Below are 16,323 nucleotides of genomic sequence, written 5' to 3'. Positions count from 1 at the left end.
GGCTGCTGCTCTGGCTGCTGCTCTGGCTGCTGCTCTGGCTGCTGCTCTGGCTGCTGCTCTGGCTGCTGCTCTGGCTGCTGCTCTGGCTGACCAGAAGTTTTGTCGAGTTTAGCTGTTACGTCAACAGGTTTAGATAATGAAACATCTTCAATAGTAATTGCAGTTGTTGGTTGATTGCTAACTGAAGCAGCTTGAATATTCTTTTTATCAAAAAAGTACCAAGCTAAGGAAGTTAACAACCCAATCAGTATTAATATGCTAATTAGCAAAAGGTAGACTTTATACTGCCTACTGCGTTTTTGCATCGCCACCTGCAACTCGGAGTTATCTTTTTTCCAAGCTAATAGTAGCTGAGGATTACCATTAGAAGCTTCAATAAATGCTTTAAAAATAGGTTCATCAACACTTGGTAAATCACTAAAATACATTTTCATTAGCGCTAGACTTTCAATCTGATCTAATGCTTCAATATGCATGTTAATCGCATCAGCTACTGGAAGCTGTCGTGTTGCAGTTAATAAAATTCGAATCTGACCTTGGTAAGACTCGGTTAGTTGAAACAGTTCATTTGCAAAATCATCACTAATAGAGTGAGCATCATCAATAACAATCAACAGTGGCTCTATCGATTCACCTGTTAACCCAATAAAGTTTTCAACTATAGTCAGATCATAATCAATCAATGGATTTGAAAAGCTTTGCTCAAGAATTTGCCCGATTAGATGACGGTCTTGCGCACTGCGCGTTGCTTTAACATAAGCTTTGTTATGCTCTGTAAATTTTTCGGAAATGAATGTCTCAGCAAGATAACTTTTTCCAAGTCCAACTTCTGAAATGAGACAGATAAAATTATTACCGTAGGCAAACTGCAGTTCAATTCGATCAACAAGTGCTTGCCTACTGGGCAATATTTTAGTTTGCATGCAGCTTAAATAACTCTTCTAGCTCTTGCGGCGTAACATCATCAACTAGCTCACAGCCGCCAAATTTGCTTGGAATAATGAATCGAATGACGCCTTGCTTGTTTTTCTTATCTTTAACCATGTGTTTTACAAAATCAGCACACGACATTGACGCCGGTGCGCTAACCGGCAACTCAAATTCAGCAATCAAGTTTGCAATACGTTTCAATTCTGCCTCTGATAGCTTGCCTTTTAGGTATGCTAATTGGGATGCTAAAACCATACCAGTTGCAACTGCTTCGCCGTGCAACCAGTTACCATATCCCATCTCTGCTTCAATTGCGTGACCAAAAGTATGACCAAGGTTTAGTAATGCACGTAAACCCGCCTCTTTTTCATCTTGCGCAACGATTTCGGCTTTGATTTCACAGCAACGATAAATAATTTGGCTTAATTGTTCCGAGTTATGCGCTTTTATTTCGGCGACGTTATCTTCAATGTATTTAAAGAAATCGACATCGTAAATTAAACCATATTTAATCACTTCTGCGATACCAGCAGCAAATTCTCTGCTTGGTAGCGTATTAAGTGTGTTGTTATCGATATAAACAGCTTTTGGTTGGTAAAACGCACCAATCATATTTTTACCGAGCGGGTGGTTGACCGCTGTTTTCCCGCCAACCGATGAATCCACCTGTGAAAGTAGTGTGGTTGGTACTTGGATAAAATCAATGCCACGTTGATAGCATGCAGCGACAAAACCAGTAAGATCACCAATCACACCTCCGCCAAGCGCAATAAGGCAAGTATCACGGCCACAATTATGCTCTAACAGAAAGCGATTAATGAATTCGAAGTATTCTAGAGATTTAAATTGCTCACCATCGGGAATAATGCAAGAGAGAAAATCATTATTTGGTAATTGGGATGTAAATTTATCTAAATAGATAGGAGCGATTGTTTCATTTGAAACAATCACCACTTTGCGACCTGCCAAAATGTTGGATAAATTTGGACTATCGGTAAGATTATTTTGTGCAATATAAATCGGGTAGCTGCGCTCACCCAAATTAACTGATAATTCAAGCATGCGCATCCCCTTTTATATTTAGAAATTTATCTTTTCGATAATTTGATTAGCAACTACTTTTGCACTTTGTTCATCAGTACGAACAACAAAATCTGAAACTTCAGCGTAAAGAGGGTTGCGCTCATCAGCAAGACGAACTAACACATCTTTAGGCGCTTCTTCAGTTTGAAGCAACGGACGTTTCTTGTCGCGTTGTGTACGCGCTAGTTGTTTCTCAATTGGTGTCTCTAAGTAAACAACAATACCACGAGCAGATAACTTATTACGTACATCTTTACTAATAATAGAGCCACCGCCTGTTGCTAGTACGATCCCTTGCTTTTCTGTTAAGTCGGAAATAACAGACTCTTCTCTGCGACGAAACCCTTCTTCACCTTCAATATCAAAAACCCAAGCGATATCCGCACCTGTGCGACGCTCGATCTCTTGGTCTGAGTCAAAAAACTCTAAATGAAGTTGGTCTGCAAGGTGACGACCAATAGTGCTTTTACCTGCGCCCATTGGGCCCACTAGAAATATATTACGTTTTTCAGCCATATCTTTTAGTACAAACGAACTCTAAAATTAAAAAAAACCCCGCTTATTAGCTGGTCCCCAAAAGTAAGGCAGGGATTATCTCAACAAACAGGCAAGGTTTTCAAGTGTTATACATTAAAAAGGGCTATTCAGCCCTTTTTAATTACAAAGAATCATTAAGAATTTTAGGAGTTACAAAGATAAGCAACTCTTTCTTCTCATTAAATTCACTATTTGATTGGAACAAGTAACCAAGATAAGGAATATCACCTAACAGAGGAACTTTCTTGGTGTTGCTCACAATCTGCTGTTGATAAATACCACCCAACACAATGGTTTGGCCATTATCAACAAGTACTTGTGTGCGGATTTTTTGCGTATCAATCGCAACAGCTGGGCCTGTTGCTGTTTGCACCGTATCACCACGCGTATCCTGAGTGATAACAAGATCTAAGATAATCTTATCATCAGGTGTAATTTGTGGTGTTACCTCTAAGCTTAATACAGCTTTTTTGAACTCAACCGTTGTTGCACCACTTGAAGCTGCTTGAACATAAGGAATTTCAGTACCTTGTTCAATGCGTGCTTCTTTTTGGTTTGCCGTAGTAATACTTGGGCTTGCAATGATTTCCGCTTTATTTTCTTGTTCTAGCGCCGATAGTTCTAGATCAATTAGCGTGCCATCTGCAAGTTTAGCTACGTGAATACCAATACTACCTGCTGGGTTAGCAATTGGTAAGTTAACATTCAAGCGGTCGCTTAACGCTGGAATGATACCGTTACCGATGCTATTTGCCCCTTCAAGCGTGCCTGATACGCCATCAGAATTTTGCTGGTCGCTAAAGCCCCAACGAATGCCAAGATCTTCTTGTACGTTATCGCGTACAGTTACCATGCGAGATTCAATTTTAACCTGCTTAACAGGAATATCTAGATTCTCAATCATGCGGCGAACACTTTCGATACTAGCTGCAGTATCTTTGATTAACAGTGTATTTGTACGCTCATCCACTGAAACAGAGCCACGACTCGATAAAATGCTGTTGCCTTCAAACTTAAGTAATTCAGAGAAGTCTTTTGCCTTTGCGTAGTTTAATTGAATATATTCACTATACAGAGGCTCTAACTCAGCAACTTTTTGCTTCACTTCTAACTCTCGAGCTTCACGAGACGCTAGCTCTTCTGTTGGTGCAACCATCAAAATTGAACCATCCATGCGTTTGTCAAGGCCCTTCATACGAAGAACCACATCAAGCGCTTGGTCCCAAGGCACACCATCTAAACGCAGTGTAATATTACCTTCAACTGAGTCACTTGTTACTAAGTTGAAGTTGTTATATTGCGCAATAATTTGAAGTACTTGACGAATAGAAATATCTTGGAAGTTAAGTGACATCGGCTTACCTTGGTAATCTTTGCCGTCACCTAGGAAGCTGCGCTTTGATTCATCTTTTTCAACTGTTAACGTGAAGATATTATCCAATTGTTGGTAGTTATAATCGAATCCCGTTGTTGTATCGATAACAATACGGCTATTAATACCATCTTTAAATGTTTCAACAGTGCTAACGACCGTACCAAAATCCATTACATCCAACTGATAAAGAAGGTCATCAAGAATGTCGGTATTATGGAACTCAGCAACAATTTTGCCCGCCTTTTCGCTAACATCGATAGCTGCCATGTTTTCTTGTAAGAAAATCATAACGCGAGCTTCCCCACTTTCACCGCGACGAAAATCAATTGCTTGAATTTTGTTGATATAGCTTGAGCTATCTTCAACTGCTGAAGTTTCCGCTACATCTTGCGTTGGGTTATCGCTTACATGTAAGTAGAAAAGGTTCTTATCTACGCGTGTTTGATAAATTTTAAGATAATCTAAAAATACAGTTACTTTAAAACCATCATTCTCAAATGCATGAGTAACACGTTTAACACCAGCTTTGTTAATCAAAACTTCTGTTAAGTTTTCCTCAAAGTCAGCCTCATCGAAAAATAATTCGATACGTGCTGGTTCTGAAAACACCTGAATCTTTGGTTCTACATAAATTTCTTCATCAAATACGAATTCGATTTCAGTTTCACCATCGAGTAATGGGTTATAGCGCACATCATATAGCAGCGGAACAGCCGACGCCCCAAATGAAAGCACCAATAAACCTGCTGCTAGTAAAGTTGAAAAGCCTTTACGAAGTAGACCTACTGCTAATCGCATATTATTAAACCCTTTATTATTAACTTGACGCATTGCTGCCTGCCTCCACGATTTCCACTTTCGTCAGGCGTTCTTTCCAACATCCTGCACCATCAGGTATTAATTCTAGCAGCTCAATAAAGCCATTTTGTACCTGAGTAACCTTGCCATTAAATAGTCCCATTCGCTCACCAACACCAATTTCATGCAATGAGTTATCAGGAGCTGTAATAAGTGCTAATAGCTCTGTTGCTGAGCCGATTGTGCCACGCATTTGTAGATTTTCTAACGGGAAGCGCTCTAGCGCCTCCTTTCTACGACGGGGATCAGGATGCAAGCAGTTTTGCACTTGCAATAATCGATCCTGAATAACCTCTGGTTTTGGTGCTACAAAAGGGCTTCGCTTTTCGCTGGCTGTGTAAGCAAAGTGGTTAAAGTTCTTAATTTCAGGAATTGGCTCTACGTTATTATTAGTATTAGCACGCACCTGATTAATAAATTCTTGTTGTTCCGTTAAATCATCAAAGCAGCCACTAAGAATTAGAGGCAAAGCTAAAATAGCTAATTTTTTCATTCGCGCTCCCCTTCGTAGCGGTAGGTCTTAGCAACAACGCTAAACTCTAACTGCTCTTGTTGTTCCCCACCTTCAATTGTGAAGTCATGTAAGCTGATAATACGAGGTAACTCAGCTACTTTACTTACAAACTCACCAAAATCATGGTAACTACCTACCACTTCAATTTTAATTGGTAACTCAGTGTAGAACTCTTTTTCGATCTCTGGCATCCATTCAACTTTGTGGAACGTTAAACCGCTTGATGTTCCAATGTAAGATAAATCTTCAATTAAGCCAGGTGTTTCACTTGAAGTAGGAAGACGTTTCAAAAGCTGTGAAAACTTCTCTTCCATTTCAACCATTTGTTGACGATAAATTTCTAACTTACTCGCTACGTCATACTTTTGACGATAAGAAGTTCGCAATTCTTGCTCTTTTTGTTGTGCTCTTTCATAGGCTTCAATTTCGCTTGAAACCAACATTGAATATGTAAAAAACGCAACTAAGCCTGCAGCGATACAGCAAACGATAACTTTAACAGCAAGTGGCCAACTACCAACGTTCTCTAAATCTAACTCATCTAAATCGATTTCATTTAGCGATTTTAAGTCGATATTCATTTTTGAACCTCGCTAATTTCTTCGAACGGCTTAACTCTAAACCTTAGGTTAAAATCGTTAAGCAAACGCAGCTCTTGGTCGCCTGCTTCAATCACTTGCATAATTGCATCTTCAAATAAGTATGATTCTTCAAGCTTACGTAACATAGCAGATACACGGTTATGTGATTCACTTTTACCAACGATCTGTAACGCTCTATCACGACGCTCTAAGCTTGTTAAGTAAACACCTGAAGGAACTACCAGTGCAACCTCATCCATTATCTGTGTACCAAGGTTTCGGTTACTCTGTAATTCTTCAATAAGGCGCATACGTTGCTGCAAACTAGCTTTTCGTTTATCTAGCTCATTAATATCTTTAATTCGCTGATCTAATAATGCTATTTCTGAAGTAAGGAAGTTATTACGCACATTTTGGCCATCTTTTAATGCACCATAGAACATACTGAGCGCAAACATACTGCCAAACGCAACAATAACAACGAGCACAAGAATCGTGACAAACTGCTTTTGTGCTTCCTTGCGCGACGCATCACGCCACGCCAAGAGGTTTATATGTGGCATGGTGAAAAACTCCTTAGTGCTAAGCCCGTCGCTACTGCTAACTGTGCTTGGTTCTTCTCTAAAGATTCACGGTCCACGCCCGGTGCTAGCTCCATCTTTTCAAATGGATTCATAATGACTGAATGAATACCTAACTCATCAATCAGTAGCTTATCTAAGCCAGAGATTAACGAGGTACCTCCAGATAATACGATATAGTCAACTTGGTCTTTACCACTTGTGGTTAAGAACATTTGGATAGCACGACGAACCTGTTGCAAAAATGATGTCTGGAACGGTGCTAACACTTCAAACGTATAGTTTGGTGGTAAGTCACCGGACGTTTTTGCAAGTTCCGCTTCATCGAAACTCTTATTGTAATAAGAAACAATACTTTGCGTATATTGTTCTCCACCAAAAACCTGATCTCGGGTATACAACGTCTCACCGTTCTGGGTTACGCTAATTAGCGTCATCGTTGCACCTACATCAATAAAGGCAACAACCTTGCTTGCAGCGTCTTCTGGCAGGAAGTCGTAGCACAATTCAAGGTTACGACTTAACGCATACGCCTCAACATCAACAACTTTAGGCACAAAGCCACCTGACTCAACGGCTCCAGCACGCGCTTCAACACTTTCTGTACGCGCAGCTGAAAGCAAAACGTTTACTTTTGATGGATCAGCATCGTTCACGTCAAGCTTTTCAAAATCTAAACTCACTTCATCAAGTGGGTAAGGAATCAAGCTATCTGCTTCAATTTCTATTTGAGATTCTAATTCAGCATCCGTTAAGGCTACATCCATAAAAATAACTTTCGTGATAACCGCCTGACCAGATACAGCAGTTGCCGCTTCTGAAATGTTTTTGGGGAGTTTTTTACGAATTTTATTGATTACACGACCAACAGCTTCAATATCTTGGATCGTCCTTTCTGCCATTGCCCCTTTAGGCATTGGCTCGACAGCAAACGCTTCAAGTCGATAATGAGTGTCTTTTTGGCTTAATAGCACGGCTTTGACCGAGTGAGAGCCAATATCAATACCAACCATCAGAGGCTGTGGTTTTTTAAACAGTTGACCTATCATAAACCTAACGCTAATCCTTTTTTTTATAATTATAATAACTTTATAAAATCTAGCGAAAAAATTTTATTCAAAAATTAATCAGGATATACTACCAGTGTTATCTTGTAATTGGGAGTCCATTCTCGGGAATTTTCTGTGGCTTTTATAAAAAACTTTTTACGTTTTATTATCATATGTACCATTCTTGGTACTTTTGCAGTAGTTATCCTTTACTTTTACGTAAAGCCCGAACTACCCAGCGTTGCCGTTTTAAAAGACGTGCAACTTCAAACACCTATGCAAGTATTCACCAAAGATGGCCAATTAATCAACCAATTTGGTGAAAAAAAACGTATTCCGGTTACGATAGATCAAATTCCGCAAGATTTTTTAAACGCCATACTCGCCACTGAAGATAATCGTTTCTACGATCACCCCGGCATCGACCCAATCGGCATTGTCCGCTCTGCAATCGTACTAATTACAACAGGCGAAAAGAAACAAGGTGCCAGTACCATTACCATGCAAACGGCGCGTAACTTCTTTTTAACGCGCGAAAAAGCATACATGCGGAAAATAAAAGAAATTTTTATTGCGTTGCATATTGAGAGCCTAATGACAAAAGATGAAATATTGGCACTTTATCTCAATAAAATAGAACTTGGTCATCGTGCATTTGGTGTTGGCGCAGCTGCGCAGGTTTACTACGGCAAAGATTTAGATCAACTTAATTTGCCACAGCTTGCTATGATAGCTGGCTTGCCGAAAGCTCCTTCGTCACTAAACCCCATTAGTAATCCAACTCGAGCAAAACATCGCCGCAACGTTGTTCTCTCACGTATGTTAGTTGAAGGATACATTTCACAAGCACAATTTGACGAAGCAAGTAAAGCGCCAATAACAGCGAAAAAACACGGTGCAGAAATCGAGTTTTCTTCACCTTATATTTCAGAAATGATTCGAGCAGACATGGTTGCTCGCTTCGGATTAGACGGTGCTTATAATAACGGTTATAAAGTCTACGCAACTATCACAGCTAAAAACCAAGCGGCTGCGCAAAAAGCTTTAATGGATAATATTCATAGCTATGACCATCGTCATGGTTTTAGAGGAGTTAACATTTATTTATGGAACTCCGAAACTGACACAGCTTGGCAACGTAATGAAATCCTGTCTTATCTCGAATCAGTAAATGAAATCGGTTATTTGAAAGCAGCTGTTGTGGAACAAATTGATGAACAAAATGCTTATGCAGTACTTAAAAACGGCAATTCAATCACAATTCCATGGGATGGATTAAAGTGGGCTCGTCCATACATTTCACATTCACGCCAAGGAAAGCCGCCTGAAACAACTTCAGATATACTCTATCCTGGGGCGTTCGTTTGGCTACAGCAAAATCAAGATGGTCAATATAAACTATCCCAAATGCCCGACGTGAGCAGTGCAATAGTGTCTCTTAATCCTCAAACCGGTGCAATTGAGTCACTTGTTGGTGGTTATAGCTTCGAGTTATCGCAATACAACCGCGCAACCCAAGCAAAACGTCAAGTGGGTTCAAACATTAAGCCATTCCTTTATTCAGCTGCAATTGAGCACGGCTACTCGTTAGGCTCAATAATTAACGATGCACCAATAAATAGCTGGAACTCTGCGCAACGCATCGCATGGCGCCCAGAAAATAGCCCAGCTAATTACGATGGACCAATTCGCGTGCGTCGCGCATTAGCGCAGTCTAAAAACGTGGTTGCAGTACGCCTGTTACGAGGCATAGGGGCACGCGAAACAGTTGACCATTTACTTAAATTTGGCTTTTCACCTGAAGACATTAAACCCCATGAAGCACTCTCACTCGGTGCAGCTTCGTTAACCCCTTTGGAAGTGGCGCGTGGTATGGCAACATTTGCCAATGGCGGGCATTTAATTGAACCTTATTTTATTGACCGTATTGAAGATGCCGAAGGCAACATCATATATAAATCTCAACCGTTAGTAGTTTGCAATCAGTGTAGCGCAGAAGAAGTGCGTGATAGCTTTCATTACGCACCTCGCGTAATTAGCGAACAAAATGCCTTTTTAATTGCCGACGCGATGAACACTGCAATCTATGGAGAACCAGGTTGGGTTGGCACTGGCTGGCGTGCAAAAGATTTAAAACGCAGTGACTTATCAGGTAAAACCGGTACTACAAACGATATTGTAGATACTTGGTTCTCAGGCTTTAACAGCCAAGTAATTACTACTGTATGGGTCGGCTTTGATGATGCTGGCAAGCGTTTAGGCAGAGTAAGTTACAACAATAATTTAAGTCGTAATCAATTTGCAGGCGGTGAATCTGGTGCACGAACGGCGCAGCCTGCATGGCTTGATTATATGCGTGAAGCACTAAGAGGTATGCCTAGCGCACCTATTGAACAACCTGAAGGGCTCGTCTCTGTAAGAATCGACCGTAAATCAGGGTTACTAACTAAAAAAACCGATAATTCGTCACGATTTGAGTATTTTATTAAGGGCACAGCACCAACGCAGTATACTCAGCAAGAAGTGCAGAATTTATTTGACCCTTATACAACAACGACTGATTCAGGAAAAACAACTGAAGAGCTATTTTAACGGCACCATTCATTTATATAAATCAGTTCAAATAAAACAAAAAGCCGCTAACACTGTTAGCGGCTTTTTAATATTAATTACCCTGAGTTAAGGTTAATTACTCTGATAGCTGATGGCAAAGCCAATATAAATCAGAATGCACTCCCGCAGCGGTAACTTCACGCCCTGCTCCAGGTCCTTGAATAATCAATGCGTTGTCAGCATACCAAACACTATTGATCACAAAAATGTTATCGCCCGGAGTTAGTGTTGCAACCGCAGCTGACGGAGCAACAGCTTTTAACCCTACTTTTGCCGTAATAGGTGAGGTTGTGGTATCAAGCTCAGCCACATACCTAAGCGTATTACCTTCTCTTTGTGCATCTAGAGCGAGCTCTTCCACAAATGTATCAAGTAACTCACGTTTTGCTAATGCATCTTGCCAAGACCCTTCGGCAAGCTCATTTGGCATCCACGCCGATAACTCAATGTCGTCTAGTTCAAGTGATAAACCAAGCTCTCTCGCTAAAATAAGTAACTTTCTTTGTACGTCACGGCCAGAAAGATCTTCACGCGGGTCAGGTTCGGTAAAGCCCAGTTCTCGTGCTTGCTCAACTAAATCTGAGAACTTTTTATCAACCGAATAATTTGCCCCTAACCAAGACAATGTGCCCGAGAACACACCGCTAATTTTAGTGATTTTATCGCCTGAGTTTTGCAGGTCTTTTAAAGCAAAATTAATTGGTAAACCGGCGCCTACACTTGTGTTGTAACGCCACAGTAAATTTTTCTCTGTCTGCAGGCGGCGTAAATTTTCATACCAATTTAGATCTGCCGTACCCGCATATTTATTTGCTGAAATAATATGACAATCGTGCAACGCAAATTCAGGGTATAACTTACTAAATGATTCACTTGCCGTGATATCAATCACCACTTTATGGCCGTAATCAAGCTCTTTAATAAACTCAATAATCTGCTCAGGTGACGATGCTTTTGCATTATTTTTGAAGTTTGCACTGGCTGTTGTCAGCTCTATACCCTGGCCATTTAACAAACTCGTACTTGAGCGTAATAAACCTACCAACTTAACTGGTAACAAGGTGTTTAGACGCGCTAACTGGTCATTAAGCTGTGATAAAAACACCTCTCCAACATTCCCAATACCCGCAACAATCACAGCTAATTCTTGTTTAGCGGTGATCAATTCATCATGTAACAATGACAGCGTATCGCTTTCAAGCAACTGGTCACCAAGTAAAATAGCAAAGCCATTTTGACTCCACGCACCACGTAATGTCATACTTTGCTTCTCTAATAATGCTTTGGCACTTTCAAGTAACTGCGATTCACTTCCAGCTTCGCTCACGATAGCTACACCAGACACATTCGATTCAATAAGCATCGCATCTTGTAAATAATATGAAGCAACTTGCTCGCCAAACTGACTTGGTACCAACAGTAACGTATTGCCCTCTACCTCAATCGGCTGAAGCGGATGCTGCAGAATAATACTTAACTCTCGAATGCTATCTTTATTCTGATGAGTGAGTTGAAATACATCAACACTAGCTAGTGTCGTTAAAAAACGTTTTGCTTTCGCTTGTTCGTTAGCAACCACTTGCGTGCCATCACTATGGCTATCGTAGCTACTGCGAACGACTAATTTAATATCGCTGTCTTTTAATGGTGTAAGCGTTTTAGCGTGCAATACAGGGTTACCTAATCGCGCTAATTGCTGCGCTTGCTGCTGGCTAATTTTATTGTATTTAACTGCCTTTTCTACTTTACGTGGGTCAGTACTGTAAACGCCTTGAGTATCAGTCCAAATTGTAACACTGCTGGCATTGATATATTTACCAAGCAAAGTCGCACTGTAATCGCTACCATTACGGCCTAGCGTCACCGTGTTACCCACTTCGTCACTTGCGATAAATCCAGTAACCACATTAAGTTGGTCGCTCTTTAATGCCTGGCAGCGTGCAGTATTTTCTTGATGCTTAAGATTATTTTGTGCAACAACAAATAGCTTTCGGCTATCAAAGTGAGTCGCAGCAACCCCTTGCTTATTTAAATAATGCGCAAGTAAACGTGCAGACCACAGCTCACCGTGAGCAAGCAACCACGCCTGCTCTAACTCTGCACAGCCAGCACGTTGAGAGATTGCATTAATATCGTCAATAAAGTGAGCATACACTTCACTTTTATCACCTAATAATTCAGAAACCAGTGCGCATTGGTGATCCTTTAGTAACGCAATTACCTCACCAACACCTTTATGATCTTGATTGTGATAACACGACCACAAGCGCACAAGCGTGTCGGTCGTTTTACCTGCAGCAGATACTACAATGGCATCACCATACGCTAGTTGCTGACAAATATTGGCAACTGCATGGTAGCGCTTGGCACTGCTTAAGCTTGACCCACCAAATTTATATACTTGTTTTGTCATGTAAATAATCACCACAATGCAGGTCGTGCAGCGCAGCATTGAGTGCTTTTTTCTCCACCAGCAGCGACATCTTTGTTAATTGTTTTTGCGAATGCTTGTTCGAGATCTGCGATTAAATCTTCAACATCTTCAATACCAACAGAAATACGAATTAATGTATCGTTAACGCCCGCTTTTAGTCGTGCTTCAGGCGCCATGCCGGCGTGTGTCATAGTAGCCGGGTGACAAATTAAGCTCTCTACGCCACCAAGTGATTCAGCGAGGCTGAACTGCTCTACACTCGTTAAAAATTTAGCTGTATCTTCAATTGTGCCTTTAATACTAAAGCTCACCATGCCACCAAAACCTTTTTGCTGTGCTTTTGCTAAGTCATGTTGTGGGTGACTTTCAAGCCCTGGGTAATAAACTTTCTCTACATGCTCACAGGTCTCTAAGTAACGTGCGATGGCAAATGCGTTTTCTTGATGCTGTTTAATGCGCACATTTAAAGTACGAATACCACGCAGCGTTAAATAAGCATCAAATGGTGCACCTGTAATGCCAATATTATTTGCCCACCAAGCAAGCTCTTCACCTAACTCTACAGTGCGCGTGATAACCACGCCACCAACAACATCTGAGTGGCCGTTGATGTATTTTGTAGTTGAGTGGATCACAATATCTACGCCAAATGAAATTGGGTTTTGTAATGCTGGAGATAAAAACGTGTTGTCAGCTCCCACTAACGCACCTACCGAGTGAGAAACTTCCACTACTTTGGCAATGTCAGTTAAACGTAAAACTGGGTTACTTGGCGTTTCAATCCATACTAGCTTAGGTTTAATGGCTTTAATCTGCTCATAACAAGATTCTTGTGTAAAATCGACAACCGCTACTTTTAATAAACCGCGTTTTTCAAGGCTTGTGAATAAACGGTAACTGCCACCATAGCAATCATGAGGAATTAAAATGGTATCTTCTGGCGTTAAAATTTGTGTGCACAAGTGAACAGCAGCCATACCTGTTGCAGTTACAATCCCCTTTTCACCACCTTCTAGCTTAGCAAGCGTATCAGCCAAAATATCGCGATTAGGATTGCCACTACGGCCATAATCATAGTCACGCTTTTTATCAAAATCGGCGAACGAATAAGTCGTCGATAAATATAACGGTGGAACAACCGCACCATGATGTTTATCTGCGGTAATGCCATTGCGAACAGCAAGGGTTGTTTGTTTGTTCTGCTTCATAACTCTGCCACTTAGATGTTTAGACGTCTAAAAGGTTAAACCACTAAACAGTGGAAGTCAAAACTTTTACACGTCTATATAGCCAAATAAATGATATTTGACTATATATTTTAAAACGATAAAATTTTGCCTCTTAATATGCAGGCTATCGTCAAAATTAAATCGTAACAGATATAGGCTAGTACACTTTATGGCAACTGAATGGAACGGTGAATATATTCACCCATATGCAGAACACGGTAAAAAATCAGAACAAGTGAAAAAAATTACCGTATCTATCCCACTTAACGTATTGAAAGTACTGACAGACGAGCGCACTCGTAGACAAGTAAATAACTTACGTCATGCAACTAACAGCGAACTACTGTGTGAAGCATTTTTGCATGCGTTTACAGGTCAGCCATTGCCTGACGATGAAGATCTGAGAAAAGATAACCCTGAGCACATTCCGCAAAGGGTAAAAGAAATTCTTGCTGAACGCGGCTTACCGGTTCCAGAGCTTGAAGATGAATAAAAAAAACCTCAGCAATTGCTGAGGTTTTTTTTGCTTTTAACCAAGTTAAAGCATGTAGTTCTCTGGCATTTCGATTTGTGCAACACCTGACTCAACCGCGGCTTCTGCAACAGCACGCGCTACACGCGGAAGTAAACGTGGGTCCATTGGCTTAGGAATAATATAATCTTTACCAAATTCAAGATTTGATTCACCAGACGCTGATAATACCTCTTGCGGTACTGGCTCTTTTGCAATTTCGCGAATCGCATTTACCGCCGCAATTTTCATTTCGTCATTGATCGCCGTTGCACGTACATCAAGCGCACCACGGAAAATAAACGGGAAACACAAAACATTGTTAACTTGGTTAGGGTAATCTGAACGACCTGTAGCCATAATTAAATCATTGCGCGCTGCATTTGCTACTTCTGGTTTAATTTCAGGATCAGGGTTAGAACATGCAAATACCACAGGCTTATCTGCCATTAATTTTAGATCTTCTGGAGCAAGTAAGTCAGGACCTGAAACACCCACAAATACATCCGCTTCTTCAATAACATCTTGTAAGGTGCGCTTATCTGTATTGTTAGCAAATAACATTTTATATTCATTTAAATCATCACGACGTGTGTGAATAACCCCTTTTCTGTCGAGCATATAAATGTGCTCACGTTGCGCACCACATTTAATTAACAGCTCCATACATGCAATTGCTGCTGCACCTGCACCTAAACATACAATTAATGCATCTTTTAGCTTTTTACCTTGGATCTCTAGCGCATTCAACATGCCCGCCGCAGTTACAATCGCGGTACCGTGTTGGTCGTCATGAAATACTGGCACACTACAACGCTCAATAAGCGCTTTTTCAATTTCAAAACACTCTGGCGCTTTAATGTCTTCCAGGTTAATACCGCCAAAAGTATCTGCAATATTTTCTACAGTATTAATAAAATCTTCAGTAGTACGGTGTTTAACTTCAATATCAATTGAATCTAAACCAGCAAAACGTTTAAACAGTAACGCCTTACCTTCCATAACTGGTTTTGATGCAAGCGGCCCTAAATTACCTAAACCTAAAATTGCAGTACCGTTTGAGATAACAGCGACCATATTACCCTTTGCAGTATATTTGTATGCATTGTTCGGATCTGCTGCGATCTCACGAACAGGTTCAGCAACACCAGGGCTATATGCTAATGCAAGATCATTAACTGTCTCTGCTGGTTTGGTTAATTCGATGCTGATTTTTCCAGGAACGGGTTCAGAATGGTATTGTAGCGCTTTTTCTCTTATGTCAGACATGCGTGCCTTATCCTACGATGTTAAAAGTGAGAGATACTGGTTTAATAGTACGGCATTTAGAGTAAATAGAAGTTAAATGCGGTTATATCTTAACCTAAGACCATAGTTGAATTTACAACAATAGACTTGTGGATATTTTCTGCTAAATCATTACCAGATTGAAGTTAATTCAGATCCGACCAGATTCACAGCCATCTATTTTTTACACTCGACAGCTACTATTTTGCCAACAGATAGTAAAAATAATGAATATTGAAGCTATCTATAATCCAGTATATAGCCATCTATTTAGAATAAAAAGACATAGAAAAACCATATAACATGACAAAAATTCATATTAAATTTTAGGCACAAAAAAAGCACCCTTAGGTGCTTTTTTGAAAGAACTAAAATAGCTCTTATTTTTTGCTTGAAAGCGCACCAAAACGCTTGTTGAAGCGATCAACACGACCACCTGTATCAAGCACTTTTTGCTTACCAGTGTAGAACGGGTGACACTCTGAACAAACATCTAAGTGGATGTCTTTACAAAGAGTTGAACGCGTTTCGAATTTGTTACCACAAGAACAAGTAGCATTGATTGCTTCGTACTTAGGGTGGATACCTTCTTTCATAGTAAACCTCTAATTAGGCCGCATCGCTCTCCAAACCCGAAGTCTGGCACCATACGTTGTTAAACAAAAATATATAGGGCGCGAATTCTAGCCAACTAACATGCCAATAGCAAGACCTTTAACCATCTTCAGATAAATTTTGTTT

General features: G+C 40.4%; 14 protein-coding genes. 2 read left to right on the top strand and 12 right to left on the bottom strand.

What is annotated here, in order from left to right:
* From AN214_RS22890 to AN214_RS18985, 8 genes are all read right to left on the bottom strand, one after another.
* On the bottom strand, window positions 1-923 hold a 923-nt coding region (locus tag AN214_RS22890; RefSeq protein WP_200911146.1), incomplete at its 3' end, for an ATP-binding protein.
* Window positions 913-1,992: a 3-dehydroquinate synthase gene (aroB, locus tag AN214_RS19015; protein ID WP_054981148.1), complete on the bottom strand. Its 1,080-nt coding sequence runs from the start codon at window positions 1,990-1,992 to the stop codon at window positions 913-915. The genes AN214_RS22890 and aroB, both read right to left, overlap by 11 nt.
* Before the next feature lie 18 nt (window positions 1,993-2,010).
* A complete protein-coding gene (gene aroK / locus AN214_RS19010; protein WP_054981147.1) occupies window positions 2,011-2,529 on the bottom strand; it encodes a shikimate kinase AroK in 519 nt (172 codons plus the stop codon).
* A 142-nt stretch (window positions 2,530-2,671) separates the two neighbouring features.
* Window positions 2,672-4,756 (bottom strand): type IV pilus secretin PilQ, encoded by a 2,085-nt coding sequence (locus AN214_RS19005; protein ID WP_054981146.1) that lies wholly within the window; start codon window positions 4,754-4,756, stop codon window positions 2,672-2,674.
* The gene (locus tag AN214_RS19000) at window positions 4,743-5,276 is read right to left on the bottom strand and encodes a pilus assembly protein PilP (protein WP_010562139.1); all 534 of its coding nucleotides are present in this window, start codon (window positions 5,274-5,276) and stop codon (window positions 4,743-4,745) included. Before AN214_RS19000 ends, AN214_RS19005 begins: the two co-directional genes overlap by 14 nt.
* The gene (locus tag AN214_RS18995) at window positions 5,273-5,878 is read right to left on the bottom strand and encodes a type 4a pilus biogenesis protein PilO (RefSeq protein WP_054981145.1); all 606 of its coding nucleotides are present in this window, start codon (window positions 5,876-5,878) and stop codon (window positions 5,273-5,275) included. Before AN214_RS18995 ends, AN214_RS19000 begins: the two co-directional genes overlap by 4 nt.
* Window positions 5,875-6,441, bottom strand: coding sequence for a PilN domain-containing protein (locus AN214_RS18990; protein ID WP_054981144.1), 567 nt, complete (start codon window positions 6,439-6,441; stop codon window positions 5,875-5,877). Before AN214_RS18990 ends, AN214_RS18995 begins: the two co-directional genes overlap by 4 nt.
* Complete coding sequence (locus AN214_RS18985) at window positions 6,429-7,508, bottom strand: pilus assembly protein PilM (protein WP_054981143.1); 1,080 nt, start codon at window positions 7,506-7,508, stop codon at window positions 6,429-6,431. The genes AN214_RS18990 and AN214_RS18985 overlap by 13 nt, the downstream gene beginning before the upstream one ends.
* 135 nt (window positions 7,509-7,643) lie before the next feature.
* Between AN214_RS18985 and AN214_RS18980 the strand changes: the two genes are divergently transcribed.
* Window positions 7,644-10,100 carry a penicillin-binding protein 1A gene (locus tag AN214_RS18980; RefSeq protein WP_054981142.1) on the top strand — a complete coding sequence of 819 codons (2,457 nt, stop codon included), beginning with the start codon at window positions 7,644-7,646 and terminating at the stop codon, window positions 10,098-10,100.
* Between the two features lie 97 nt (window positions 10,101-10,197).
* On the opposite strand, the gene metL is transcribed toward AN214_RS18980, so the two are convergent.
* Both metL and metB read right to left on the bottom strand, forming a co-directional pair.
* A complete protein-coding gene (gene metL / locus AN214_RS18975) occupies window positions 10,198-12,534 on the bottom strand; it encodes a bifunctional aspartate kinase/homoserine dehydrogenase II (RefSeq protein WP_054981141.1) in 2,337 nt (778 codons plus the stop codon).
* A gap of 8 nt (window positions 12,535-12,542) precedes the next feature.
* Window positions 12,543-13,763: a cystathionine gamma-synthase gene (metB, locus tag AN214_RS18970; RefSeq protein WP_054981140.1), complete on the bottom strand. Its 1,221-nt coding sequence runs from the start codon at window positions 13,761-13,763 to the stop codon at window positions 12,543-12,545.
* Between the two features lie 190 nt (window positions 13,764-13,953).
* Here metB and metJ point away from each other — a divergent pair, with 190 nt between their 5' ends.
* Window positions 13,954-14,277, top strand: a complete 324-nt coding sequence (gene metJ, locus AN214_RS18965) for a met regulon transcriptional regulator MetJ (RefSeq protein ID WP_010562146.1) — start codon at window positions 13,954-13,956, stop codon at window positions 14,275-14,277.
* A gap of 45 nt (window positions 14,278-14,322) precedes the next feature.
* Here the strand turns inward: metJ and AN214_RS18960 are convergent, their stop codons facing one another.
* Both AN214_RS18960 and rpmE read right to left on the bottom strand, forming a co-directional pair.
* A complete protein-coding gene (locus tag AN214_RS18960) occupies window positions 14,323-15,564 on the bottom strand; it encodes a malic enzyme-like NAD(P)-binding protein (protein WP_054981139.1) in 1,242 nt (413 codons plus the stop codon).
* Between the two features lie 398 nt (window positions 15,565-15,962).
* A complete protein-coding gene (gene rpmE / locus AN214_RS18955) occupies window positions 15,963-16,178 on the bottom strand; it encodes a 50S ribosomal protein L31 (RefSeq protein ID WP_010562148.1) in 216 nt (71 codons plus the stop codon).
* Window positions 16,179-16,323 lie beyond the last annotated feature (145 nt).

It is taken from the genome of Pseudoalteromonas sp. P1-9 (genome assembly GCF_001399975.1).
In the GTDB taxonomy this organism is placed as follows: Bacteria; Pseudomonadota; Gammaproteobacteria; order Enterobacterales; family Alteromonadaceae; genus Pseudoalteromonas.
Note: the sequence above shows the minus strand (reverse complement) of the source record. Positions and strands in the feature narration are given on the sequence as shown.